Source organism: Pseudomonas shirazensis, from assembly GCF_014268785.2.
Lineage (GTDB): Bacteria > Pseudomonadota > Gammaproteobacteria > Pseudomonadales > Pseudomonadaceae > Aquipseudomonas > Aquipseudomonas shirazensis.
Map to the genome: position 1 here is coordinate 660,001 of NZ_JABWRD020000002.1, position 21,954 is coordinate 681,954.

Below are 21,954 nucleotides of genomic sequence, written 5' to 3' on the forward strand. Positions count from 1 at the left end.
GGCGGTGCGCTCGCCCTTGGAAACCAGTTCGCCGTTGATCAGGTGCTGAACAATGCTCATGCATAACTCCAGAAACAGGAAGGAAGGATCAGGCGTGCCTGTGCACGCCTGCCGTCAAAATCAGGCAGATCAATCGATCTGGTTGAGGGTCTCGCCCACCGCGTCGAACAGGCGGTCGAGTTCCTGCGGCTGGGTGTTGAAGGTCGGGCCGAACTGCAGGGTGTCGCCGCCGTAGCGCACGTAGAAGCCTTTTTGCCACAGCTTCATCGCCACTTCGTAAGGACGCACGATGGCATCGCCGTCACGTGCCGCGATCTGGATCGCGCCGGCCAGGCCGTAGTTACGGATGTCGACGATATTCTTGGTGCCTTTGACGCCGTGCAGCAGGTTCTCGAAGTGCGGCGCCAGCTCAGCGGCCGACTGCACCAGGTTCTCTTTCTGCAGCAGGTCCAGCGCCGCGATGCCGGCAGCGCACGCCACCGGGTGCGCCGAGTAGGTGTAGCCGTGGGGGAATTCCACAGCGTACTCAGGCGTCGGCTGATTCATGAAGGTGTGGTAGATCTCGCTGCTGGCAACCACTGCACCGAGCGGGATGGCGCCGTTGGTGACTTGCTTGGCGATGCACATCAAGTCCGGGGTGACGCCGAACGCTTCGGCACCGGTCATGGCGCCCATGCGGCCGAAACCGGTGATCACTTCGTCGAAGATCAGCAGAATATTGTGCTGGGTGCAGATTTCACGCAGGCGCTTGAGGTACCCCTTCGGCGGCGGCAATACACCCGCCGAGCCAGCCAGCGGCTCGACGATCACCGCAGCGATATTGGAGGCATCGTGCAGCTCGATCAGCTTGAGCATCTCGTCGGCCAGGGCGATCCCGCCCTCTTCCGGCAAGCCCTTGGTGAAGGCGTTGACCGGCAGCACGGTGTGCGGCAAGTGGTCGACATCGAGCAGCTGACCGAACATCTTGCGGTTGCCGTTGACGCCACCCAGGCTGGTACCGGCGATGTTCACCCCATGATAGCCACGGGCGCGACCGATCATCTTGGTCTTGGTCGCCTGGCCTTTCAGGCGCCAGTAGGCACGCACCATTTTCAGTGCGGTATCGGCGCACTCGGAGCCGGAGTTGGTAAAGAACACGTGATTCAGATCACCCGGGGTCAGCTGGGTAATCTTTTCAGCCAGCTGGAACGACAGCGGATGGCCGTACTGGAATGCCGGGGAGTAGTCGAGCACGCCAACCTGGCGCGCGACCGCTTCGCTGATTTCCTTGCGGGTATGCCCGGCACCGCAAGTCCACAGCCCAGACAGGGCATCGAAGATGCGCCGGCCCTTGTCGTCGACCAGATAGTTGCCATCGGCGGCAACGATCAGGCGCGGATCGCGCTGGAAATTACGGTTGGCGGTGTACGGCATCCAGTGCGCGTCCAGCTTGAGCTGGCTAGCGATACCGGAAGGCGCGGTTTCGGGCATGTTCATCGGGCGGTTCCTCGGCAAACGAATAGGCAACGATGGATGTTGTTGCAGCTAAATTGGCACGGAGATAAAGTCTGGAAAAGCCTACTTTTCAAATCTTCAGTTAGCAGTGGACTAAACTAATGAGCCGACGCCCCGATCCACTCGCGCAAGTCAGCGATTTTGACATCCGCCTGCTCAAGATCTACCGCAGTGTGGTCGAGTGCGGCGGTTTTTCGGCAGCGGAGAACGTGCTGGGCATCGGCCGCTCGGCGATCAGCCAGCAAATGAGCGACCTTGAGCAGCGCCTCGGCCTGCGCCTGTGCCAACGCGGCCGCGCCGGTTTTTCGCTGACCGAAGAAGGCCGCGACGTGTACCACTCGGCGCTGCAACTGCTGAGCGCCATCGAGACCTTTCGTACCGAGGTCAACGGCTTGCACCAACACCTGCGCGGCGAGCTTAATATCGGCCTGACCGACAACCTGGTGACACTGCCGCACATGCGCATCACCCATGCCCTGGCCGAGCTCAAGGACCGCGGCCCGGACGTGCGCATCCAGATCCGCATGATCGCCCCCAGCCAGGTCGAACAAGGCGTGCTCGATGGCAGCCTGCATGTTGGCGTGGTGCCGCAGGCCAGCCCGCTGTCGGGCCTGGAGTACCAGCCGCTGTACAGCGAGCGTTCGTTGCTCTACTGCGCCGTTGGCCACCCGCTGTTCTATGCCGACGACCACAAGATCGACGATGAGCGGCTCAACAGTCAGGATGCGATCGCGCCGACCTTCCGCCTGCCCGGTGAAATCCAGGCGCACTATCAGGCGCTGCACTGCACGGCGAGTGCGTCCGACCGCGAGGGCATGGCGTTCTTGATCCTGACCGGGCGTTACATCGGCTACCTGCCCGATCATTACGCCAGCACCTGGGTACAACAAGGCCGCCTGCGGGCCCTGAAACCTGCGCAGCGCCATTACGACCTGAGCCTGAATTGGGTGACACGCAAAGGCCGGCGGCCAAACCTGGTACTGGAAAGCTTCCTTGAAAGCCTTGCTGCCACACGCTAAAGGCTTGTCACTTCGGCACAGGCAGGTAATCTGTCGGACAATCCCGTTGCCTCAGCCCGTTCGGAACCGTCCATGACCCTAGAAGTCCCAGCGCATCGCCTCTCCGCCTCGGGCAAGCCCGCCGGCCGCATTCGCCAAAAGAACGAGCAGGCGATCATCCAGGCCGCCGAAGACGAGTTTGCCCGCCACGGTTTCAAGGGCACCAGCATGAATACCATCGCGCTCAAGGCCGGCTTGCCCAAGGCCAACCTGCACTACTACTTCACCAACAAGCTCGGCCTGTATATCGCCGTGCTGAGCAACATCATCGAGCTGTGGGACAGCACCTTCAACGCCCTGAGCGTTGATGATGACCCTGGCCAGGCGCTGAGCCAGTACCTGCGCACCAAGATGGAGTTTTCGCGGCGCAACCCGCAGGCCTCACGGATCTTCGCCATGGAAGTGATCAGCGGTGGTCAGTGTCTGACCGAATACTTCAGCGCCGATTACCGTGAGTGGTTCCGCGGCCGTGCCGCTGTGTTCCAGGCCTGGATCGACGCCGGCAAGATGGATCCGGTCGACCCGGTGCACTTGATCTTCCTGCTCTGGGGCAGCACCCAGCACTACGCCGACTTCGCCACTCAGATCTGCCAGGTTACCGGCCGCAGCCGCCTGACCAAGCAGGACATGGAAGACGCCAGTAACAATCTTATCCACATCATTCTCAAAGGTTGCGGCATCCAACTGCCCGCCTGACCCGGACTTATGCCATCTACCCTGCTCGACCTCTGCGAGTTTCGCGAAGAGATCCGCAAGAGCCGCTTCATCACCCTCGCCGGCCCGATCAACAGCCCTGCCGAAGCGCAGAGTTTCATCGAGCGCCACAGCGACCTCGCCGCCACCCACAACTGCTGGGCCTGGAAAATCGGCGGGCAATACCGCAGCAATGACGACGGCGAACCCGGCGGCACCGCCGGCCGGCCGATCCTCGCCGCGATCGAGGCGCAGGACTGCGATCAGGTGGTGCTACTGGTGATCCGCTGGTACGGCGGTATCCAGTTAGGCACCGGCGGCCTCGCCCGCGCCTATGGCGGCGGCGCCAACAAATGCCTGCAACAGGCGCCCAAGCGTCTGTTGGTGCAGCGCAGCGAATACACCTGCAGCTGCAGTTTCAGCGAATTGGCCTTGGTCAAACTGCGTCTGGCTGACGTTGACGGGCTGGTCCTGGATGAACAGTTCACTGCCAATGGTGTAGATCTGCGGCTGGCTATCGGGCCCAGCCATCTGCCGGCACTGCAGCAGCAACTGGCCGACCTGAGCCGCGGCAGAATTGTCCTCAGCGCGTAACGCTGAAACATTACTCACAACTACTGTGCGCCTGCCTGTGGATAAGCTTGGGGCAGTCCGACCCAGGCCACGAACTGCAAGGCGCGTAGAGCATTGATCATATTTTGATCACAGTTTCGTCACAGCGCTGAAAAGCTCCGCATTACAGTAAGTTATCCCCAGCCTGCAATCACAATGCGGCCGCCGGCAGGCAAAACCTGGCCCGCCCGCTTGCGCACAAATACTGTGGAGCAGCCTGTGGATAAACCGTTAGCCACTGGCTGCGGCCCTGACGGCGCAAGGCCCGCAGCCTGCTGATCATTTTTTGCACAACCGTGCATCGGCTGCCACACGCTGGCAAACTGCAGCGACTACGCTGGCAGCTCTGGTGATGGCTGCCCGGCACGCGCTACCTCTGAAGGAGTACAGGAATGACCGCAACCAAGACCGCCCTGATCATTGGCGCCTCACGAGGCTTGGGCCTTGGCCTGGTGCAGCGCCTGCACGAAGATGGCTGGAAGGTAATCGCCACCGTACGCGACAAGGCCAACCCGGGCGACCTAGGCAGCATTGTCGGCGTGCACATCGAGACGCTCGAGATCAACAACACCGCCCAACTCGACAGCCTCAAGCAGCGCCTGCACGGCGAGACGCTGGATCTGCTGTTCGTCAACGCTGGCGTCATGGGGCCACTGCCGCAGGATCTGGAAGCGGTCAGCGAAGAGCAGATCGGCGCCTTGTTCATGACCAATGCCGTGGCGCCGATCCGAATCGCCCGCCGCCTGGCCGGGCAACTGCGCGAAGGCAGCGGCGTGCTGGCCTTCATGAGTTCGGTACTGGGTAGCGTGAGCATCCCTGATGGCGGCGAGATTCCGTTGTACAAGGCCAGCAAGGCCGCCTTGAACTCGATGATCAACAGCTACGTCGGCGAACTGCAGCGCCCCGACCTCGCCGTGCTGGCCATGCACCCGGGCTGGGTGAAAACTGCAATGGGCGGAGAAAACGCTGAAATCGACGTGTTCACCAGTACCAGCGGCATGCTCAAGCAGATCAAGGCGCACAGCGGCAATGGCGGCCTGCGCTTCATCAATTACAAGGGCGAACCATTGGTCTGGTGAATTGAAAGCTGCGGGGCGAGGCAGTAGACTCGACGCCTCGCACCCGCGGCGAACCTGGATCAGCAGACAGGGCAAAACTGAGCTGGCTTACCTGAACCCACTTTCAGAGGAGCCGGCACCATGCCTGCGACCCGTACCTGGTTGAAATCCCCCCTTGCCATCTTCACCGCCAACGACAGCGACGCGCGCGGCGGGCTGGTTATCGAAGACGGCAAAATCGTGCAACTGCTGGCCCTGGGCGAAAGCCCTAGCATCCCTTGCTCACAGGTGTTCGACGCCCGCGAGCACGTGATCCTGCCTGGTCTGATCAACACCCATCATCACTTCTATCAAACCCTGACCCGCGCCTGGGCGCCGGTGGTCAATCAGCCGCTGTTCCCCTGGCTGAAGACTTTATATCCGGTCTGGGCACGCCTGACTCCGGCCAAGCTCGAGCTGGCCAGTAAAGTGGCCTTGGCCGAGCTGCTGCTGTCGGGCTGCACCACCGCCGCCGACCACCACTACCTGTTCCCGCAGGGCCTGGACAACGCCATTGATGTACAGGTCGAAGCAGTCCGCGGGCTGGGCATGCGCGCCATGCTGACCCGCGGCTCGATGAGCCTGGGCGAAGACGACGGGGGCCTGCCACCGCAGCAGACCGTGCAACAGGGCGAGGTGATCCTGGCCGACAGCCAGCGACTTATCCACAGCTACCACGAACGTGGCGAAGGCGCGCAGATCCAGATCGCCCTGGCGCCCTGCTCACCGTTCTCGGTAACACCGGAAATCATGCGCGCCAGTGCCGAATTGGCCGCAGAGCTGGACGTGCGCCTGCACACCCACCTGGCCGAAACCCTTGATGAAGAGGAGTTCTGCCTGCAGCGCTTTGGCCTGCGTACCGTGGATTACCTGGACAGCGTCGGCTGGCTGGGCCCGCGCACCTGGCTGGCGCACGGCATCCACTTCAACCCCGACGAAATCGCCCGCCTCGGCGCTGCCGGTACCAGCATCTGCCATTGCCCAAGCTCGAATATGCGTCTTGCTTCGGGGATTGCACCCACGGTGGATCTGGAAGCTGCCGGCGCCACGGTTGGCCTCGGCGTCGATGGTTCGGCCTCCAACGATGCCTCGAACATGATCCTCGAAGCGCGTCAGGCGCTGTATCTGCAACGGCTGCGGTATGGCGCCGAACAGATCACCCCGGAGCGCGCCCTGGGCTGGGCCACCCGTGGCTCGGCGCACTTGCTGGGGCGCAGCGACATTGGCCAGCTGGCGGTTGGCAAACAGGCTGACCTGGCCCTGTTCAAGCTCGACGAGCTGCGCTTCTCTGGCAGCCATGATCCGCTGTCGGCACTGCTGCTGTGCGGCGCCGACCGTGCCGATCGGGTCATGATCGGCGGCAAATGGCGCGTGATTGACGGCCAAATCGAAGGCCTCGACGTCAAAGGCCTGATCGCCGACCACCGCCAGGCCGCAGCGCAGCTGATCGCCGGTTGATATGCGCAGGCCAGGCCGGGCGCATTGCCCGGCCTGGCCCTGTAGAATGGCGACAACCGTTCCTGATCGAGATCACACACATGTACGACTGGCTGAACGCCTTGCCCAAGGCGGAACTGCACATGCACCTGGAAGGCTCGCTCGAGCCCGAGCTGCTGTTCGCCCTGGCCGAACGCAACAAGATCGCCCTGCCCTGGGCGGATGTAGAAACCCTGCGCGGCGCCTATGCCTTCAACAACCTGCAGGAGTTTCTCGACCTCTATTACCAGGGCGCCGATGTCCTGCGTACCGAGCAGGACTTCTACGACCTGACCTGGGCCTACCTGCAACGCTGCAAGGCGCAGAACGTTATTCACACCGAACCGTTCTTCGACCCGCAGACCCACACTGACCGTGGCATCCCCTTCGAAGTGGTCATGGCCGGCCTGAGCAAAGCACTAAAGGATGGCCGTGAGCAACTGGGCATCAGCAGCGGGCTGATCCTCAGCTTCCTGCGCCACCTCAGCGAAGAAGAAGCGCAAAAAACCCTCGACCAGGCGCTGCCGTTCCGCGATGCATTCATTGCCGTGGGCCTCGACAGCTCGGAGAAAGGCCATCCGCCGAGCAAGTTCCAGCGCGTATTCGAGCGCGCCCGCAGCGAAGGCTTTGACGCAGTAGCCCACGCCGGCGAAGAAGGCCCGCCCGAGTACATATGGGAAGCCCTCGACCTGCTCAAGATCAAGCGCATCGACCATGGTGTACGCGCCATCGAAGATGAGCGGCTGATGCAGCGCATCATCGATGAGCAGATCCCGCTGACGGTGTGCCCGCTATCCAATACCAAACTCTGTGTATTCGAACACATGGGCCAGCACAACATCCTCGAGATGCTCGAGCGTGGCGTCAAAGTCACGGTCAACTCCGACGACCCGGCCTACTTCGGCGGTTATGTCACCGAGAACTTCCACGCGCTACACACCCACCTGGGCATGACCGAAGATCAAGCTCGGCGCCTGGCGCAGAACAGCCTGGACGCTCGCCTGGCCTGACCGGCAACGGTTGCCGGCAGCTCAACCCACCAGCAAGGACGGCTCTGCGCGAGCGATACGATTGATCTGCTGGATACCCAGCGGTGATATCTGCAGCCCGCGCGCACCGTCCTGTTCCTGCAGCCAGCCCGACTGCAGGAACAACGTCAGCAAGGCCTGCCCCAGGCTTCCGCCCAGATGCGGCCCCTGATCGCTCCACTCATTGCAGTGACAGATCACACAGTTGCTCAGTGGCCGCTGTGCCAAGGCCTCGATGTATACGCCGACATTGGCCAACTGCGTGCGACCTGCAAAACTTACCCGCAGCTCACCGTCGTACCCCTCCAGCCAGCCGGCAGTGACCATTCGTTGCAGCAATTCAGCCGCCAGCTCACCGCCCATATGCCCATTGCACAGGCGCGCACGGCGCATCGACAGCGGCACCTGCAGCGGTTTAACCTGAGTTACCCGCGGGCGCAACTCATTCAGATGCAGGCTGGCCAACGCCTCGATCGCCGCCCCCACAGCAGGCGTCGCCAGACGGAAATAGCGTTTGCGGCCACGGGCTTCCAGCCGCAGCAAGCCTGCCGAGGAGAGCAGGGACAAATGCGCACACGCTGAAGACGAACTCACGCCGGTCATCACCGCCAGCTCGTCGGCAGGGCGGGGCGTGCCATCGATCAACGCCCACAACATGGCGCTGCGCTTGGGATCGGCCATCAGGCTGGCGATCTGGCTGATACTGCTGACTGCTTTCATAAGGTAACTCCCTGCTGAATCATGTCTGGGTCCATTGGCCAAACACGCCAGCGCGCCGACCTGCTTACGGTCTTGGCATAGCATTCCCTGGCAGGGAAGTCCTCTCGCTGGCGCTGGCTGCTGGGGCCAGTATAAGCCGGGCAAAGTCCCGCGATAGCGCTTCCCGGTTCCTCTACAGACGGGACAAGGCGGTGGGTGGGGCGACCCTCGACGCATTCCCCAGCAGGGCAGACCTGGCCGGCCAGAACCACCCAGCAGGCGCGAGCCTGTCTGGCCAAGGCCACAAGCGCTTTTAACGCGAGATGAAAAGAGAAATATCCTCAGACGCTGCCGACATCGCCTTTCCGCAAATATGGCAAACAGAAGCGAAGGATCCACTGGGATTGCGCCTCAGCACAACTAGACAGGGCTTGTGGGAAAGGTCCACAGGCTACCGTCAGTCCGGAGCGAGCCAAGGATTGGTGGCGCCTGGGGGCAGTAGCGCTAGACTGAATCGGCACCTGTTCTGTGGAGGTATGCGATGAAGATCGTCGTCAGTAGATCTGACCGTCACCCCAACTGCCCGTGGCAGGTTCGGCTCGACCAGCACGTGGTGAGCTTTCGCAGTGAGAGTGAAGCGCGGGCCTTTGTCGCAACACTGCAGAAGCGCCTGCAGGCCCCTCACTCGTTCAGCCTTGACGCCTGGCCTGCAAGCGCCGAGTCAGCGTCGCGACACTGACCACCAGAGCCCCGCACAGGCTGATCACCATGGCCATTGGTACCGCACTGCCATCATGCAGCAAGCTGACCAGCGCCGCCGAGCCAGCGGCAACGCTGAACTGCAGGCAGCCCATCAATGCCGACGCGCTGCCTGCGCGGTTGCCCTGACCGCTCATGGCCAACGCCGAGGCGTTGGGGATGATGCAGCCCAGGCTGGCGATGCACACGAACAACGGCAACAACAGGGGCCACAATTGCGTCGGCCGCAGCGCCGTCACGCCGAGCAGGGTCAGCGCCGCCGCCAGGTACAACCACACTGCTCGCCCCAGCAATACTGCCGGGCCGCGCTTGGCCAACAAGCGTGCATTGACCTGTGCAATCAGAATGAAACCCGCTGCGTTGGCACCGAACAGCCAGCCGTAATGCTCTGCCGGTACCCCGTACAGCTTGATGAACACGAACGGCGAGCCGGCGATGTAGGCAAACATGCCGGCAATGGCGGTGCCGCCAGTCAACGCGTGGCCGATAAACACTCGGTCAGCAAACAGCCGCAGGTATTGGCGAAACGCCCCTGACAGAGGCTGGCGCGGCATATCCGCCGGCATGCTCTCGGGCAAGCCGAAGCTGATCGCCAGCAGGCAGCCTGCGCTGAACAGGCTCAAGGCCAGGAAGATCGACTGCCAGCCAGCCAGGTTGACCAATACGCCACCAAGCATTGGCGCAAGAATCGGCGCCAGGCCCATCACCAGCATCAATTGCGAGAAGACCTTGGCCGAGGCAACCGGGTCGCACTTGTCGCTGACAATCGCCCGTGACAGCACCATCCCCGCGCAGCCACCCAAGGCCTGGACGAAGCGCGCGACAATCAATGTATCCAGATTGGGCGCATAAGCGCAGGCCAGTGAGGCCAGGGTGAACAAGGTCACCCCGAACAGCAGCGGGATGCGCCGACCAAAGCGATCGGCTACCGGGCCGTAGGCCAACTGGCCCAGCGACAGGCCAAGGAAGTACGCAGCCAGGGTAGTCTGGATGTGTTTTTCGTCGGTCAGAAAGGCCTGAGCCATGGCCGGGAATGCTGGCAGGTAAAAGTCGATCGCCAGCGGCCCGAACGCACTCAAGGCGCCGAGAATCAGCACGTAACGCAGGTTCATCAGGAATCCATTAGCAGGCTAAGCAAGCTGCCAAGTCTAACTGCAAAGGCGGATTCTGGCGAAAACCTTTGTGACAATTCCCTGCCCAGAAGCGGCACCGGTGACATTCAGCAGCATGCTCGATCACCGCCACCGCAACACTCCAGCGTCGTCAGGCCGATTGCGCCTCGTAGCCTTCCTCACGAATGGCGGCAAGGATCTGCTCGCTGGACAACTGGCTGTCGACAGTCACTTGCCTGGTAGCCAGATCCACCTTCACCTCGGCCTTGGCATCCTGCCCCTGTACTGCCGCAGTCACTGCTTTGACACAGTGGCCACAGGTCATGCCTTGTACATTGAATACTTGCATTGGTCAGTCTCCTTCGTGGGTTTGCCACAGTTTCAAGCTTGCCATCGGGTCAAGGTCAAGTTATGCCGTCATCGGCCGGACTGGCAATCCGCGCCTGGCTCAGCCAAGCTGCGCCTTTGACGGTTTATGAAGCAGGAGATTGTTCATGATCAGGCCAGCACTGAGCCTTGTCGGCTTGCTCGCCGCTTTGACCGTGGTGCCTGCGGCCAGCGCCGCTGGCAACTCGGACTATAGCGTGCTGATTATTTCGCGCGAGCGGCTCGAGGTGGCGACCACCTGCGAGATCGGCGTGTACCTCAATGACCAGCTGTCCGGGCGCGTGTTCCAGGAACAATCGACCTCGTTCAACCTGCCGCCCGGCCCGGTGGATATCCGCTTGCGCCTGTTACCGGGGCAAGCCCCCGGTTGCAACCCTGGCCTGGAGAACCAGCACAATCAGCGCCTGACCCTGCAGGCCGGACAGATCAACAAGTATCGCATCGCCATGGACCACAGCGGCCTGCACCTGACCCGAGCCAGCCTGGACTATTGACCTTGCCCCTGTGGCAGGGTTGATGGTGCAGGCCTGTCCAAGGAGGCCAGCCATGTCTGCATCTACTGTTTTTGACTTGCCCATCAGCGGCATGACCTGCGCCAGCTGCGCCGGGCGTGTCGAGCGCGCCCTGCGCAAGGTGCCCGGCGCGGCGCAGGTGAGCGTCAACCTGGCAACCGAGACCGCCCGTGTCGAAGCTCCAGCGCAAGCCCTGCCTGCGCTGGTCGAGGCTGTACGTCAGGCCGGCTACGAGGCATCCATGCCGGATGCCGCTGCTCCTGACCCTGATGATGCCCAGCGCCATTTGCGCAATGAGCGCCTGGCCGTGACCGCTGCGGTGCTGCTGGCGCTGCCACTGGTGTTGCCGATGCTCCTGCAGCCGTTCGGCGTGCACTGGATGCTGCCGGCTTGGGCGCAGTTTGCCTTGGCTACGCCGGTGCAGTTCATCCTCGGTGCACGTTTTTACAGAGCGGCCTGGAAAGCCGTGCGCGCAGCCGCCGGCAACATGGACCTGCTGGTTGCGCTCGGCACCAGTGCCGGTTACGGCCTGAGCCTGTATCAATGGGCCAATGCTCCGCTAGGGGTAGAGCCGCACCTGTACTTCGAGGCCTCGGCAGTGGTCATCGCCCTGGTGCTGCTCGGCAAATACCTCGAAAGCCGCGCCAAACGCCAGACCGCCAGCGCCATCCGCGCCCTCGAGGCGCTGCGCCCGGAGCGCGCCCTGCGCGTGCTCGATGGGCGTGAGGAGGATGTGCCGATCAGCCAACTGCGCCTGCACGACCTGGTCCGGGTCAAACCCGGCGAGCGCTTCCCGGTCGACGGCGAAGTCATCGAAGGCAGCAGCCACGCCGACGAGGCGCTGATCAGCGGCGAGAGCCTGCCGGTACCCAAGCACCCCGGCGACCCGGTCACCGGCGGCGCCATCAATGGCGAAGGCCAACTGCTGGTGCGCACCCTGGCACTCGGCACCGAAACGGTACTCGCGAGGATCATTCGCCTGGTCGAGGATGCCCAGGCGGCCAAGGCGCCGATTCAGAAACTGGTCGACCGGGTCAGCCAGGTGTTCGTCCCGGCGGTGCTGGTGATCGCTCTGATTACCCTGCTCGGCTGGTGGTGGTATGGCGCACCGCTGGAAACCGCCTTGATCAACGCCGTCGCCGTACTGGTAATTGCCTGCCCATGTGCGCTTGGCCTGGCGACGCCTGCAGCGATCATGGCCGGCACTGGCGTGGCCGCCCGCCACGGCATTCTGATCAAGGATGCCGAAGCGCTGGAGCGCGCCCACGCCGTCAACCGCGTGGTGTTCGACAAGACCGGTACGCTGACCTCAGGCAGCCCGCGCATTGTTCACAGCCTGGCCGCAGTTGCCGATGAAGCGCAACTGTTGCGTCTGGCCGGGGCACTGCAACAGGGCAGTGAGCACCCGCTGGCCAAAGCGGTACTCAGCGCCTGCAGCGAACACGACCTGGACGTGCCGTCCGTCAGCGACAGCCAGTCACTGACCGGGCGCGGCATCGCCGGCGTGGTCGAGCAACGCCAGTTGGCCCTCGGCAACCGGCGTTTGCTTGAAGACAGCCAGCTGCAACCCGGCGAGCTTGCAGGCAAAGCGCACGCTTGGGAAGCCGAAGGCCGCACCTTGTCATGGCTGATCGAACGGGCGCCGCAGCCGCAGGTGCTCGGCCTGCTGGCCTTTGGCGACAGCCTCAAGCCCGGTGCCGCAGAGGCCGTGCGCAGTCTGCGCGCACGTGGCGTCAGCAGCCACCTGCTGACCGGCGACAACCGCGGCAGTGCCAAGGTGGTTGCCGACGCGCTGGGCATCGAGGATGTCTACGCCGAAGTACTCCCGGCCGACAAAGCCGCTACCGTGGCCGTGCTCAAACGCGACGGCGTGGTGGCCATGGTCGGTGACGGCATCAACGACGCCCCGGCCCTGGCCGCGGCCGACATCGGTATCGCCATGGGCGGTGGCACCGATGTCGCCATGCAGGCCGCCGGCATTACTCTGATGCGCGGTGACCCGCGGCTGGTGCCGGCAGCCCTGGAAATCAGCCGCAAGACCTACGCCAAGATCCGCCAGAACCTGTTCTGGGCCTTCATCTACAACCTGGTCGGCATCCCGTTGGCCGCGTTTGGCCTGCTCAACCCGGTTCTGGCAGGCGCGGCCATGGCCCTGTCGAGCGTCAGCGTGGTGAGCAATGCGCTGTGGCTGAAAACCTGGAAACCCGACAACGATCAGCAGGAGGCACCATGAATATCGGCCAGGCTGCCCGCCTCAGCGGGCTGAGCAGCAAGATGATCCGTTATTACGAGTCGATCGGCCTACTCAAACCGGCGCAACGCAGCGACAGCGGCTATCGTCTCTACCAACAGCAGGACCTGCACAGCCTGGCCTTCATCAAGCGCTCACGCGATCTTGGCTTTTCTCTGGAGGAAGTCGCCAGGCTGCTGACTCTGTGGCAAGACCGTGAACGCGCCAGCGCCGATGTCAAAGCCCTGGCCAACGAGCACATCGCTGCGCTGAACACGCGCATCGAAGAGCTGGTCAGCCTGCGTGACACTCTCAGCCAGCTGGTTGCCGATTGCCACGGCGATGACCGCCCCGACTGCCCGATCCTCAAGGATCTGGCCAGCGGCAAAGCCTGTTGTAGCTAAGAGCACGCTGCCCTGCCCAGTTTTGGTATGCCGTATTAGCCCAATCACGACCGAATCGTCGCCAAATGCGACGTCGGCCAATAAATACAGGGATTTGACCTCTATAAATCACCCACGCTGCCGATGCCCTGAAGTGCCTGTTTCATGCGTCGATAAAAAATACTCCGGGAGCGTGGATGAACATCAAACAAAAACTGACTTGGGCGTTTGCCGTGATTGCCGGCTTGCCCATCGTCCTCGTAGCTACCCTGGTAGTGGTCAACCTGCGCGGCGAGGCCCGCGATGATTTTCTCGACAACAGCAGCCGAGAGATTCGCCAGGTCAGCAATGCGATGAACATCTTCTTCCAGGGCATCGACCAGAACGTCAACTACATGGCCGCGCAGCCAATGGTTGCCGCCACCGGCAGCGAGCTGAACAAGTACACCAGCGCCAACCCGTCCTACACCCTGGGCGAGCAAGACGCCAAGGTGCTCGACTTCTTCACCCGCCTGGCCGACGCTCACCCGGCTTACGCCTACCTCTCCTACGGGGTCGCCGACGGCGGCTACGTCGGCTGGCCGGCCGGGCAGAAGTTCGTCAATTACGATCCGCGCCAGCGCCCTTGGTACCAACTGGCGATGGCCAACCCCGGCAAGACCATCCGCACCGGCGCCTACTACTGGGCCGCCGATGATGCCGTGCTGGTCAGCACCGTGCGTACGGTAACCAACCAGCTGGGCAACCCCGGCGGTGTGGTCAACATCGACGTCTCGCTGAACGGCCTCACCGAAATCGTCAAGAAGATCAAGCTGGGCGAAAGCGGCTACCTGATCCTCATGGAAAACAACGGAAACGTGATGGTCGACCCACGCGACGCCAGCCACAACTTCAAGCAACTGAGCAGCTTTGGCGGCGGCTACGCCGAGCTGGCCAAGGCCGGCAAGGGTTTGGTTGAAGTCGAGATCAATGGCGAGCGCTACATGGCCAACATCTACCCGGATGAAACCCTCGGTTGGACCTTCATTGGCCTGATCCAGGAAGGCGAAGTGATGCAGACCACCACCCGCCTGACCTGGCTGATCGGCACCATTGCGCTGGTCCTGGCCGCGTTGTTCGCAATCGTCGGTGCCGCGTTCGCCAAGCTCATCGTGCGCCCGATCAACAGCGTCAGCAGCGGCCTGGAAGACATCGCCCAAGGCGAAGGCGACCTGACCCGCAGCCTGGAAGTCCGCGGCCGCGACGAAACCGCGCAACTGGCCGGCTGGTTCAACCAGTTCCTCGGCGCGATTCGTAGCCTGATCCAGCATATCGGCGCTGCCGCTGGCAAGATTCTCAGCACCTCCAGCAGCTCGACGCGCGTCTCCAACGACATGGCCGAAGCGGCCGGGCGTCAGCGCGAAGCAGTGGACATGGTGTCTACCGCCTTCCACGAAATGGTCGCCACCGCCAACGAAGTCGCCCGTTCCTGCAGCCAGGCAGCGCAGTCGGCCGACAGCGGCCAGCAGCAGGCGCGCGAAGGTCAGCAGCAGATCGACGCCGCGGTGCAGAGCGTTGATCGCCTGAGCCAGGAGATCGAGCAATCAGCCCAGTCGATCCAGCAACTGGAGCGTGACAGCAACGCGATCCAGTCGATTCTGGGCACCATCCGCTCGATTGCCGAGCAGACCAACCTGCTCGCCCTCAACGCTGCCATCGAAGCCGCCCGGGCCGGCGAGCAAGGCCGCGGCTTTGCTGTGGTAGCCGACGAAGTCCGCGCGCTGGCCAAGCGCACGGCCGACTCCACCGCCGAAATCGACGGGCTGCTCGGCAACCTCGCCAGTCGCACCGCTGAAGTTGCCCAGCAGATGCACGCCAGCCTGGATGTCTCGCAGCAGTCGGTCAGCCGGATTGGCCTGGCCCGCGACAGCTTTGGCCAGATCCGTGAGTCGGTCGACGTGATCCGCGACATGAACACGCAGATCGCCACCGCCGCCGAAGAGCAGCATCAGGTCGCGGAAGACATCAACCGGCACATCAGCCAGATCCACGGTGATGCGCAGTTGGTGGCAGAACTGGCCCAGGCCGCGCGGCAGGACTCGGAGAGCCTGGCCGGCCTGTCGAACGAGCTGGACAGCCTGGTCCGCCGCTTCCGTACCTGATCAGCCGGCCCGCGCCTGCTCTTGGCCAACCGCCGTCAGAGCAGGCGCAGCTCGCCTGGGGTCACGCCGAACATCTGCTTGAACGCGGCGATGTAAGCTGAGGTTGAGTCATAGCCACAGCCCAGCGCCGCTTCGGTGACACTCTCTCCGGCTTCCAACAACGCCAGGGATGACAGCAGCCGCATGCGCTGACGCCATATCCGAAAGCTCAGGCCGGTCTCGCGCTGCAACAGGCGCATCACGGTCTTCTCCGAACAGCCCAACTGCAGCGCCCAGTCTTGCAGGGTCTGCGCCTGATCCGGCGCGGCAATCAACTGGTTGCACAAGCGCAGCAGACCCGGATGCCGCGGCAGCGGCAAACTGAAGCCGACTTCCGGCAGCCCGCGTAACTGATCGAGCAGCACCGCAACCAAGCGCGCCTCTGCGCTATCTTCCTCTGGATAATGCGCAGGCAGCAGGCAGAACTGCTTGATCAGCTCGCGCGCCAGGGGCGTGACCTCAAGTACCCGGCATTGCTCGCTGGCCCACGGGCAGGCATCGCGGCGCACATACAGGCTGCGCATTTCGGCTTGCATCGAGGTGGCGACATCGTGCTCGAGGTCAGCCGGGATCCACACGCCCCACTGCGGCGGGGCGAAGTAGCTGCCGTCGCTGGTATAGACGCTCAAGACTCCACTGATGGCGTAGGAAAACTGCACCCAGTCATGCCGATGGCGAGTGGTCCATGAGCCGGCGCCGAGGCTCTCGGCGCGGGCATAGACGGGGCGTGGCAGGCGCTCCAGCGTAGGGATGGGGCGCGGGGCAGTCAGTTGTCCGTTGCTCGGCATGGCGTCGATCTTGTTGTTCTGATCAGACAAGCCTAACAGGTTTGCCCGAGCAGCCAGCCCAGGCTCAACGCTCGACGATCATGGTCACGCCCTGGCCGCCCGCCGCGCAGATCGAAATCAAGCCGCGGCCCTTGCCGGCCGTTGCCAACAGCTTGGCCATATTGGCCAGCACCCGGCCGCCGGTCGCGGCAAACGGATGCCCCGCTGCCAGCGAACTGCCTTTGACGTTCAACTTGCTGCGGTCGATTGGCCCCAGCGCGGCATCCAGCCCCAGCTGCGTGCGGCAATACTCGTCATCTTCCCAGGCTTTGAGCGTGCACAGCACCTGGGCGGCAAACGCCTCGTGGATTTCGTAGTAGTCAAAGTCCTGCAAGCTCAGGCCATTGCGCGCCAGTAGACGCGGCACCGCATACACCGGCGCCATCAGCAGGCCTTCCTGACCTTTGACGAAGTCCACCGCCGCGCTCTCGCCATCGACCACATAGGCCAGCACCGACAGGCCTTGCTCGGCTGCCCATTGCTCGCTGCCCAGCAGCACCAGCGAGGCGCCGTCGGTCAACGGCGTCGAGTTGCCGGCAGTGAGCGTGCCGAGGCCGCTGCGATCGAACGCAGGCTTCAATTTGGCCAACTGGTCCAGGTTCAGCTCCGGGCGCAGATTGTTGTCGCGGCTCAAGCCCAGGTAGGGCGTGAGCAAGTCATCGTGCCAGCCCTCGGCGTAAGCTGCAGCCAGCTTCTGGTGGCTGTGCAGAGCCAATTCGTCCTGGGCCTCGCGGCTGATCTGCCAGGTCTGCGCCATGCGCTCGCAATGCTCACCCATCGACAACCCAGTACGCGGCTCGCCAATGCTCGGCAAGGCCGGTTTGAGGTCGGCCGGGCGCAATTGCAGAAACGGTTTCAGGCGCTCGGCCAGATTTTTGCCACGCCCGGCCTGCAGGAGAATTCGCCGCAAGCCTTCACTGACCGCGATCGGCGCATCCGAGGTGGTGTCGACGCCACCGGCAATGCCACTGTCGATCTGCCCAAGGGCAATCTTGTTGGCCACCAACAAAGCAGCCTCAAGGCCGGTACCACAGGCCTGCTGAATATCGTAGGCCGGAGTTTGCGCCGACAAGCGTGAGCCGAGCACACATTCGCGGGTCAGGTTCATGTCGCGTGAATGCTTGAGCACCGCCCCGGCGACTACTTCACCCAGGCGCAGCCCGTGCAGACGGTAGCGCTCAAGCAGGCCTTCGAGGGCAGCGGTTAGCATCGCCTGGTTGCTGGCCTTGGCGTAGGCGCCATTGGAGCGGGCGAACGGGATTCGATTGCCGCCCAGAATTGCGACCCGGCGAGATGAACGCATGCGGTTATTCCTCCTGAAACAATTTGATCCGTACAGACTAGGTGTTTTTAACCCGGTCGAACGACCGTTACATAAACTTGGTCCACACTTGCATGCTTGCCTTACGGGAGACCCGCAATGACTGACCGCTACCTCGGCTTCGCCAACTCCAACCTGGGCCGTCGCCTGGTCGACGCCCTCGGCCTGCCGCAACCAGCACCGCTGGAGCGTTGGAGCGCTGGCCGCCTGCGCCCGGTCGAGGGCGCGCTGGTGTTGGGCGGCGGGCCGCTGGCCAATCGGGTCGAAACCATTGCCGCTCGGCTCACCGACGAACTCTACAGCTTTGCCGGCGATGGGCTGCAAGCGCAGCCTTGGGTAGCGGGCCTGGGGCCCAAGCTCAAGGCTGTGGTGTTCGACGCCAGCCATTTGTCCGACAGCGATCAGCTCTGCCAGTTGCGCGAGTTTTTCCAGCCGCTGCTGCGCAGCCTGGCGCCAAGTGCCCATGTCGTCATCCTAGGGCGCGCTCCGGAGAGCCTCAGCGATCCGCTGGCCAGCGTCGCCCAACGCGCGCTGGAAGGCTTCAGCCGCTCGCTGGGCAAAGAGCTGCGCAACGGCGCCACCGCGCAGTTGCTGTATGTCAGCGAAGAGGCCGACGAGCAGCTGGAAGGCGCATTGCGCTTCTTTCTGTCGCCCAAGAGCGCCTTTATTTCTGGCCAGGTGTTGCGCCTGCAAGGCTGCGCCAGCCAGGTACAGGACTGGACCCGCCCGCTGGCCGGGCGCCGCGCCTTGGTCACCGGCGCTGCCCGTGGGATCGGCGCGGCCATTGCGCAAACCCTCGCTCGAGATGGCGCCGAGGTGATCCTGCTCGACGTGCCGCAGGCCCGCCAGGACCTCGAAGCACTCGCGGCACGCCTGGGTGGCCGCGCACTGGCGCTGGATATCTGTGCCAGTGATGCCGCCGAGCAGCTGCTGGCAGGCTTGCCCGAAGGTATCGACATCGTCGTGCACAACGCTGGCATCACCCGCGACAAGACCCTGGCCAACATGACCCCGGATTACTGGGACGCAGTCATGGCAGTCAACCTCAAGGCCCCGCAGGTGCTGACCCAGGCGCTGCTGGACGCCGGCGCGCTCGGCGACAACGCACGGATCATCCTGCTCGCCTCGGTCAGCGGCATCGCCGGCAACCGCGGCCAGTCCAACTACGCCGCCAGCAAGGCCGGCCTGATCGGTCTGGCCCAGGCCTGGGCACCTATCCTGGCCAGCCGCGGCGCCAGCATCAATGCCGTAGCACCTGGGTTTATTGAAACGCACATGACCGCATCGATGCCGATGGGCCTGCGCGAGGCTGGCCGTCGCCTGAGTTCGCTGGGCCAGGGCGGGCGCCCGGAAGACGTTGCCGAAGCGGTTGCCTGGCTCAGCCAGCCCGGCTCCGGCGCAGTCACCGGCCAGGCCCTGCGGGTATGTGGCCAGGCCTTGATGGGAGCATGAGCATGACGCGCCAATGGCAAGACCTGCACAGCCCCGATTCCAGCGCCAGCCTGTACTTGCGGGCCTTGAGCAAACGCAAGATCAGCGGCGACCAGTTACCCACCAGCGGCTTGCGCTGCCGGTTGCGGGTGCAGCCTGACAATCTCGCGGCCTATCGCCGGCTGTGTCACTTCACCGACAACGGCCGTTTGCCGGCCACCTATCCGCATGTAATGGCCTTCACCCTGCAACTGCAACTGCTGACTGCGGCAGACTTCCCCTTCCCGCTGCTGGGTCTGGTTCACCTGCACAACAGCATTCAGGTACAGCGCCCGCTCGGCGGCATCGACGGGCTGCACTTCGCGGTCTATGCCGACAACCTGCAGCCTCACCCCAAGGGCGGCACCTTCGAATTGATCACCGAAGCCGAAGACGGCCTCGGCCTGCTCTGGCGCGAAACCAGCCGCATGCTGGTGCGCGGCCTCAAGCTTGAAGCAGCGGCCAGTGAGCCGGTCGAGGCCGAGCCCGCCAGGGAGCTGGCCGAGGTCACCCGCTGGTACGCCGACAGCGATATCGGCCGGCGCTACGCCAAGGTCTGTGGCGACTACAACCCGATCCACCTGAGTGCGCCAACCGCCAAGCTGTTCGGCTTCCCCAAGGCGATCGCCCATGGCATGTGGAGCAAGGCCATGGCCATGGCTGCGCTGTCCGGGCACCTGCCGGCGGCCGGCTATGTGTTCGAAGTGGATTTTCTCAAGCCGGTGCGCTTGCCGTCGGAGGTAGTGCTCAGCGCCAGTGCTGCCGGCGCGCAAGGCGAGCTGCGCCTGGATGGCCACGCTGACCTGCTGCACATGCTGGGCCGCTGGCAGCCGATTGCGCCGAACTGATCGGCAAACTTGCTTTACGTCGGGGCTGGCCGGAAGCTATGCGCCATTAGGAGAGCCCCGATGAACTTGCAAGAACTGACCACACGTCTGCACCAGATCCGCGACAACAACGACTGGCGCGGCTTTCACAGTCCGAAAAACCTGGCCATGGCCGCCAGCGTGGAAATGGCCGAGCTGGTCGAAATCTTCCAGTGGCTGACCGAAGACCAGTCGCGCCAGCTCGCCCCCGAGCAACTCGCCCATGCCGGCCAAGAGGTCGGCGACGTGGTCCTCTATCTGCTGTTGCTGTGCAGCGAGCTAGGGCTGGACATGGAGCAGGTGGTGCGGGCCAAGCTGGCCGACAGCGAAAGGCGCTTCGCTCGATGAACGACCGTCATTTCGATCACCTGGCCACGCGCTTCGCAGAAAAAATCTACGGCGGTGCCAAAGGTGCCATCCGCTTGGCTGTGCTACAAGCCGACCTCGCCGAAGCCTTGCCCGATCGCCCGCTGCGTATTCTCGACATCGGCGCCGGCCTTGGCCACATGGCGCTGTGGCTGGCCGAGCGCGGGCATCAAGTGACCCTCGCCGAGCCGGCGGCACCGATGCTCGATGGCGCCAGGGCCCGCTTTGCCGAAGCCGGGCAGACCGCGACTTTCATCCAGGCCCCCTGGCAAGATCTGCTGGGCCAGTTAACCGAGCCTTATGACCTGGTGCTGTGCCATGCCGTGCTCGAGTGGCTGGCCGAACCCGAGACCATTCTGCCGGTGCTGCATCAACTGACGGCGCCGGGTGGCTGGCTGTCGCTGGCATTCTACAACCGCGATGCACTGGTTTACCGCAACCTGCTCAAGGGCCATTTCCGCAAGCTGCGCAGCAATCACCTGGCCGGCGAGAAGCAAAGCCTGACCCCGCAGAAGCCACTTGATCCGCGCGAACTGCGAGCGCAACTTGAAGGCCTGTGGGCGGTCGAAACTGAAAGCGGCGTCCGTGTGTTCCACGACTACATGCCCAAAGACTTCCAGGACAAGGCCGAGCTGCTCGACCTGCTCGAGATGGAGCTGGCTCACCGCCGCCACCCAAGCTTCGCCGGCCTGGGCCGCTACCTGCATTGGGTCTGCCGCCCGCTCTGACTGCACCGCGCCAGGAGGAACCATGCTCAACCGTCTTGTCTGCCTGGCCCTGCTTCCCTTCGCTCTGGCAGCGTGCCAGGGCAGCAACCCGTATGTGGCCAGCGGCAAGCCGATCCCGCCCGCCCCGGCCAGTGCCGCGACTACCTTTGATCGCAGCGCCTACCCAAGCGCGCCACGCGACTACGGCCGCTACCGCAGCTGGGGCTGGCGCAATGGTCAGTTGCCCAGCGGCACAGCCAACGCCGACCCCGCGCAACTGGCCGATGCCGTCAGCGGCGCGCTCGATCAACACGGGCTGCGTCCGGCGCACAATGGCCAGGCGGATCTGTTGGTCAGCGCTGACCTTCGCCTGGAGCGACGTCTGCGCCAGGTCCGCGATTACGACTACGATCCTTACTACGGTGGCGCACCGTATGGTGGCATCGGTTATGGCGGCTACCGCAACGGCTACGGCGCCTACGGCAGCGTGCCGATCGTGCGCACCTACCAGGTTGAGGTGATGGTGGTGCACATCGCCTTTTTCGATGCCCGTGACGGTCAGCCAGTGTGGAGCGCCAGCGCCGAAAGCGGCGCCGACAACGACTCGCCACGCGACCGCGAGAGCGCCCTGCGCGAATCCGTGCACAAGGCACTCAACGGCTATCCTCCCAGTTAAC

The 21,954-nt window shown here is 63.6% G+C and carries 23 protein-coding genes and 1 pseudogene (1 of these 24 only partly in view); 17 read left to right on the forward strand and 7 right to left on the reverse strand.

Annotation, left to right across the window (positions count from 1 at the left end):
- Together HU736_RS14335 and aptA are read right to left on the reverse strand one after the other, a co-directional pair.
- Window positions 1-60: the start of a CoA-acylating methylmalonate-semialdehyde dehydrogenase gene (locus tag HU736_RS14335; protein ID WP_103435946.1), read on the reverse strand. It extends 1,434 nt beyond the left edge of the window; only the first 60 of its 1,494 coding nucleotides appear in the window; its start codon is at window positions 58-60; its stop codon lies off the left edge, out of view.
- 69 nt (window positions 61-129) lie between these two features.
- Window positions 130-1,476 carry an omega-aminotransferase AptA gene (aptA, locus tag HU736_RS14340; protein ID WP_103435945.1) on the reverse strand — a complete coding sequence of 449 codons (1,347 nt, stop codon included), beginning with the start codon at window positions 1,474-1,476 and terminating at the stop codon, window positions 130-132.
- 119 nt (window positions 1,477-1,595) lie between these two features.
- On the opposite strand from aptA, the gene HU736_RS14345 reads away from it, so the two are divergent.
- The 6 genes from HU736_RS14345 to HU736_RS14370 all read left to right on the forward strand — a co-directional run bounded on the left by HU736_RS14345 (window position 1,596) and on the right by HU736_RS14370 (window position 7,440).
- Window positions 1,596-2,513, forward strand: a complete 918-nt coding sequence (locus tag HU736_RS14345; protein WP_103435944.1) for a LysR family transcriptional regulator — start codon at window positions 1,596-1,598, stop codon at window positions 2,511-2,513.
- 72 nt (window positions 2,514-2,585) lie between these two features.
- Window positions 2,586-3,248 (forward strand): TetR/AcrR family transcriptional regulator, encoded by a 663-nt coding sequence (locus HU736_RS14350; RefSeq protein WP_103435943.1) that lies wholly within the window; start codon window positions 2,586-2,588, stop codon window positions 3,246-3,248.
- Between the two features lie 9 nt (window positions 3,249-3,257).
- On the forward strand, window positions 3,258-3,839 hold the full coding sequence (locus HU736_RS14355) for an IMPACT family protein (RefSeq protein ID WP_186700544.1): 582 nt from the start codon (window positions 3,258-3,260) through the stop codon (window positions 3,837-3,839).
- Between the two features lie 410 nt (window positions 3,840-4,249).
- A complete protein-coding gene (locus HU736_RS14360) occupies window positions 4,250-4,936 on the forward strand; it encodes an SDR family oxidoreductase (protein ID WP_103435941.1) in 687 nt (228 codons plus the stop codon).
- A gap of 120 nt (window positions 4,937-5,056) precedes the next feature.
- The gene (locus HU736_RS14365; RefSeq protein WP_186700546.1) at window positions 5,057-6,412 is read left to right on the forward strand and encodes an 8-oxoguanine deaminase; all 1,356 of its coding nucleotides are present in this window, start codon (window positions 5,057-5,059) and stop codon (window positions 6,410-6,412) included.
- Window positions 6,413-6,492: 80 nt separating this feature from the next.
- Window positions 6,493-7,440: an adenosine deaminase gene (locus tag HU736_RS14370; protein WP_103435940.1), complete on the forward strand. Its 948-nt coding sequence runs from the start codon at window positions 6,493-6,495 to the stop codon at window positions 7,438-7,440.
- A gap of 21 nt (window positions 7,441-7,461) precedes the next feature.
- Here HU736_RS14370 and HU736_RS14375 read toward each other — a convergent pair whose 3' ends face one another.
- Entirely contained in the window at window positions 7,462-8,178 is a 717-nt protein-coding gene (locus tag HU736_RS14375; protein WP_103435939.1) for an ArsR/SmtB family transcription factor, read from the reverse strand.
- Between the two features lie 520 nt (window positions 8,179-8,698).
- On the opposite strand from HU736_RS14375, the gene HU736_RS21880 reads away from it, so the two are divergent.
- A complete protein-coding gene (locus tag HU736_RS21880) occupies window positions 8,699-8,896 on the forward strand; it encodes a hypothetical protein (RefSeq protein WP_103435938.1) in 198 nt (65 codons plus the stop codon).
- Here HU736_RS21880 and HU736_RS14380 read toward each other — a convergent pair.
- Window positions 8,847-10,028 carry a multidrug effflux MFS transporter gene (locus tag HU736_RS14380; RefSeq protein ID WP_186700548.1) on the reverse strand — a complete coding sequence of 394 codons (1,182 nt, stop codon included), beginning with the start codon at window positions 10,026-10,028 and terminating at the stop codon, window positions 8,847-8,849. The two genes, HU736_RS21880 and HU736_RS14380, sit on opposite strands and share 50 nt — an antisense overlap.
- A gap of 151 nt (window positions 10,029-10,179) precedes the next feature.
- Entirely contained in the window at window positions 10,180-10,377 is a 198-nt protein-coding gene (locus HU736_RS14385) for a heavy-metal-associated domain-containing protein (protein WP_186700550.1), read from the reverse strand.
- A gap of 145 nt (window positions 10,378-10,522) precedes the next feature.
- Between HU736_RS14385 and HU736_RS14390 the strand changes: the two genes are divergently transcribed.
- The 5 genes and pseudogenes from HU736_RS14390 (at window position 10,523) to HU736_RS22230 (ending at window position 15,681) form a co-directional block, all read left to right on the forward strand.
- On the forward strand, window positions 10,523-10,909 hold the full coding sequence (locus tag HU736_RS14390; RefSeq protein ID WP_186700552.1) for a hypothetical protein: 387 nt from the start codon (window positions 10,523-10,525) through the stop codon (window positions 10,907-10,909).
- A 22-nt stretch (window positions 10,910-10,931) separates the two neighbouring features.
- Window positions 10,932-13,160: a heavy metal translocating P-type ATPase gene (locus tag HU736_RS14395; protein WP_437180459.1), complete on the forward strand. Its 2,229-nt coding sequence runs from the start codon at window positions 10,932-10,934 to the stop codon at window positions 13,158-13,160.
- Window positions 13,157-13,561 carry a Cu(I)-responsive transcriptional regulator gene (gene cueR, locus HU736_RS14400; RefSeq protein WP_101316150.1) on the forward strand — a complete coding sequence of 135 codons (405 nt, stop codon included), beginning with the start codon at window positions 13,157-13,159 and terminating at the stop codon, window positions 13,559-13,561. The genes HU736_RS14395 and cueR overlap by 4 nt, the downstream gene beginning before the upstream one ends.
- 332 nt (window positions 13,562-13,893) lie before the next feature.
- Window positions 13,894-14,823, forward strand: a pseudogene (locus tag HU736_RS22225) (cache domain-containing protein); the annotation flags it as partial.
- A 129-nt stretch (window positions 14,824-14,952) separates the two neighbouring features.
- Complete coding sequence (locus tag HU736_RS22230; RefSeq protein ID WP_401181835.1) at window positions 14,953-15,681, forward strand: methyl-accepting chemotaxis protein; 729 nt, start codon at window positions 14,953-14,955, stop codon at window positions 15,679-15,681.
- Between the two features lie 35 nt (window positions 15,682-15,716).
- Here the strand turns inward: HU736_RS22230 and HU736_RS14410 are convergent, their stop codons facing one another.
- Entirely contained in the window at window positions 15,717-16,508 is a 792-nt protein-coding gene (locus HU736_RS14410) for an AraC family transcriptional regulator (protein WP_103438691.1), read from the reverse strand.
- 64 nt (window positions 16,509-16,572) lie between these two features.
- Window positions 16,573-17,850: an acetyl-CoA C-acetyltransferase gene (locus tag HU736_RS14415; protein ID WP_186700558.1), complete on the reverse strand. Its 1,278-nt coding sequence runs from the start codon at window positions 17,848-17,850 to the stop codon at window positions 16,573-16,575.
- A 117-nt stretch (window positions 17,851-17,967) separates the two neighbouring features.
- Between HU736_RS14415 and HU736_RS14420 the strand changes: the two genes are divergently transcribed.
- From HU736_RS14420 to HU736_RS14440, 5 genes are read left to right on the forward strand one after another with little or no spacing between them, the layout of a single operon-like run.
- Window positions 17,968-19,320, forward strand: a complete 1,353-nt coding sequence (locus HU736_RS14420; RefSeq protein WP_186700560.1) for a 3-oxoacyl-ACP reductase — start codon at window positions 17,968-17,970, stop codon at window positions 19,318-19,320.
- Between the two features lie 2 nt (window positions 19,321-19,322).
- Window positions 19,323-20,186, forward strand: coding sequence for a MaoC family dehydratase (locus HU736_RS14425; RefSeq protein ID WP_186700562.1), 864 nt, complete (start codon window positions 19,323-19,325; stop codon window positions 20,184-20,186).
- A gap of 60 nt (window positions 20,187-20,246) precedes the next feature.
- A complete protein-coding gene (locus HU736_RS14430; RefSeq protein ID WP_103435930.1) occupies window positions 20,247-20,552 on the forward strand; it encodes a MazG-like family protein in 306 nt (101 codons plus the stop codon).
- Window positions 20,549-21,298, forward strand: a complete 750-nt coding sequence (locus HU736_RS14435; RefSeq protein WP_150571465.1) for a methyltransferase domain-containing protein — start codon at window positions 20,549-20,551, stop codon at window positions 21,296-21,298. Before HU736_RS14430 ends, HU736_RS14435 begins: the two co-directional genes overlap by 4 nt.
- A 22-nt stretch (window positions 21,299-21,320) precedes the next feature.
- Window positions 21,321-21,953 (forward strand): DUF4136 domain-containing protein, encoded by a 633-nt coding sequence (locus HU736_RS14440; protein ID WP_150571464.1) that lies wholly within the window; start codon window positions 21,321-21,323, stop codon window positions 21,951-21,953.
- The last annotated feature ends 1 nt before the right edge of the window (window position 21,954 follow it).

Coding starts and splice junctions, on each gene's coding strand:
- aptA (WP_103435945.1), bottom strand. CDS start 1,476: ATGAACATGCCCGAAACCGCGCCTTCCGGTATCGCTAGCCAGCTCAAG.
- HU736_RS14380 (WP_186700548.1), bottom strand. CDS start 10,028: ATGAACCTGCGTTACGTGCTGATTCTCGGCGCCTTGAGTGCGTTCGGG.
- cueR (WP_101316150.1), top strand. CDS start 13,157: ATGAATATCGGCCAGGCTGCCCGCCTCAGCGGGCTGAGCAGCAAGATG.
- HU736_RS14345 (WP_103435944.1), top strand. CDS start 1,596: ATGAGCCGACGCCCCGATCCACTCGCGCAAGTCAGCGATTTTGACATC.
- HU736_RS14440 (WP_150571464.1), top strand. CDS start 21,321: ATGCTCAACCGTCTTGTCTGCCTGGCCCTGCTTCCCTTCGCTCTGGCA.
- HU736_RS14435 (WP_150571465.1), top strand. CDS start 20,549: ATGAACGACCGTCATTTCGATCACCTGGCCACGCGCTTCGCAGAAAAA.
- HU736_RS14420 (WP_186700560.1), top strand. CDS start 17,968: ATGACTGACCGCTACCTCGGCTTCGCCAACTCCAACCTGGGCCGTCGC.
- HU736_RS14375 (WP_103435939.1), bottom strand. CDS start 8,178: ATGAAAGCAGTCAGCAGTATCAGCCAGATCGCCAGCCTGATGGCCGAT.
- HU736_RS14390 (WP_186700552.1), top strand. CDS start 10,523: ATGATCAGGCCAGCACTGAGCCTTGTCGGCTTGCTCGCCGCTTTGACC.
- HU736_RS14385 (WP_186700550.1), bottom strand. CDS start 10,377: ATGCAAGTATTCAATGTACAAGGCATGACCTGTGGCCACTGTGTCAAA.
- HU736_RS21880 (WP_103435938.1), top strand. CDS start 8,699: ATGAAGATCGTCGTCAGTAGATCTGACCGTCACCCCAACTGCCCGTGG.
- HU736_RS14350 (WP_103435943.1), top strand. CDS start 2,586: ATGACCCTAGAAGTCCCAGCGCATCGCCTCTCCGCCTCGGGCAAGCCC.
- HU736_RS14415 (WP_186700558.1), bottom strand. CDS start 17,850: ATGCGTTCATCTCGCCGGGTCGCAATTCTGGGCGGCAATCGAATCCCG.
- HU736_RS14425 (WP_186700562.1), top strand. CDS start 19,323: ATGACGCGCCAATGGCAAGACCTGCACAGCCCCGATTCCAGCGCCAGC.
- HU736_RS14360 (WP_103435941.1), top strand. CDS start 4,250: ATGACCGCAACCAAGACCGCCCTGATCATTGGCGCCTCACGAGGCTTG.
- HU736_RS14355 (WP_186700544.1), top strand. CDS start 3,258: ATGCCATCTACCCTGCTCGACCTCTGCGAGTTTCGCGAAGAGATCCGC.
- HU736_RS22230 (WP_401181835.1), top strand. CDS start 14,953: ATGGTGTCTACCGCCTTCCACGAAATGGTCGCCACCGCCAACGAAGTC.
- HU736_RS14370 (WP_103435940.1), top strand. CDS start 6,493: ATGTACGACTGGCTGAACGCCTTGCCCAAGGCGGAACTGCACATGCAC.
- HU736_RS14430 (WP_103435930.1), top strand. CDS start 20,247: ATGAACTTGCAAGAACTGACCACACGTCTGCACCAGATCCGCGACAAC.
- HU736_RS14410 (WP_103438691.1), bottom strand. CDS start 16,508: ATGCCGAGCAACGGACAACTGACTGCCCCGCGCCCCATCCCTACGCTG.
- HU736_RS14365 (WP_186700546.1), top strand. CDS start 5,057: ATGCCTGCGACCCGTACCTGGTTGAAATCCCCCCTTGCCATCTTCACC.
- HU736_RS14395 (WP_437180459.1), top strand. CDS start 10,932: ATGGTGCAGGCCTGTCCAAGGAGGCCAGCCATGTCTGCATCTACTGTT.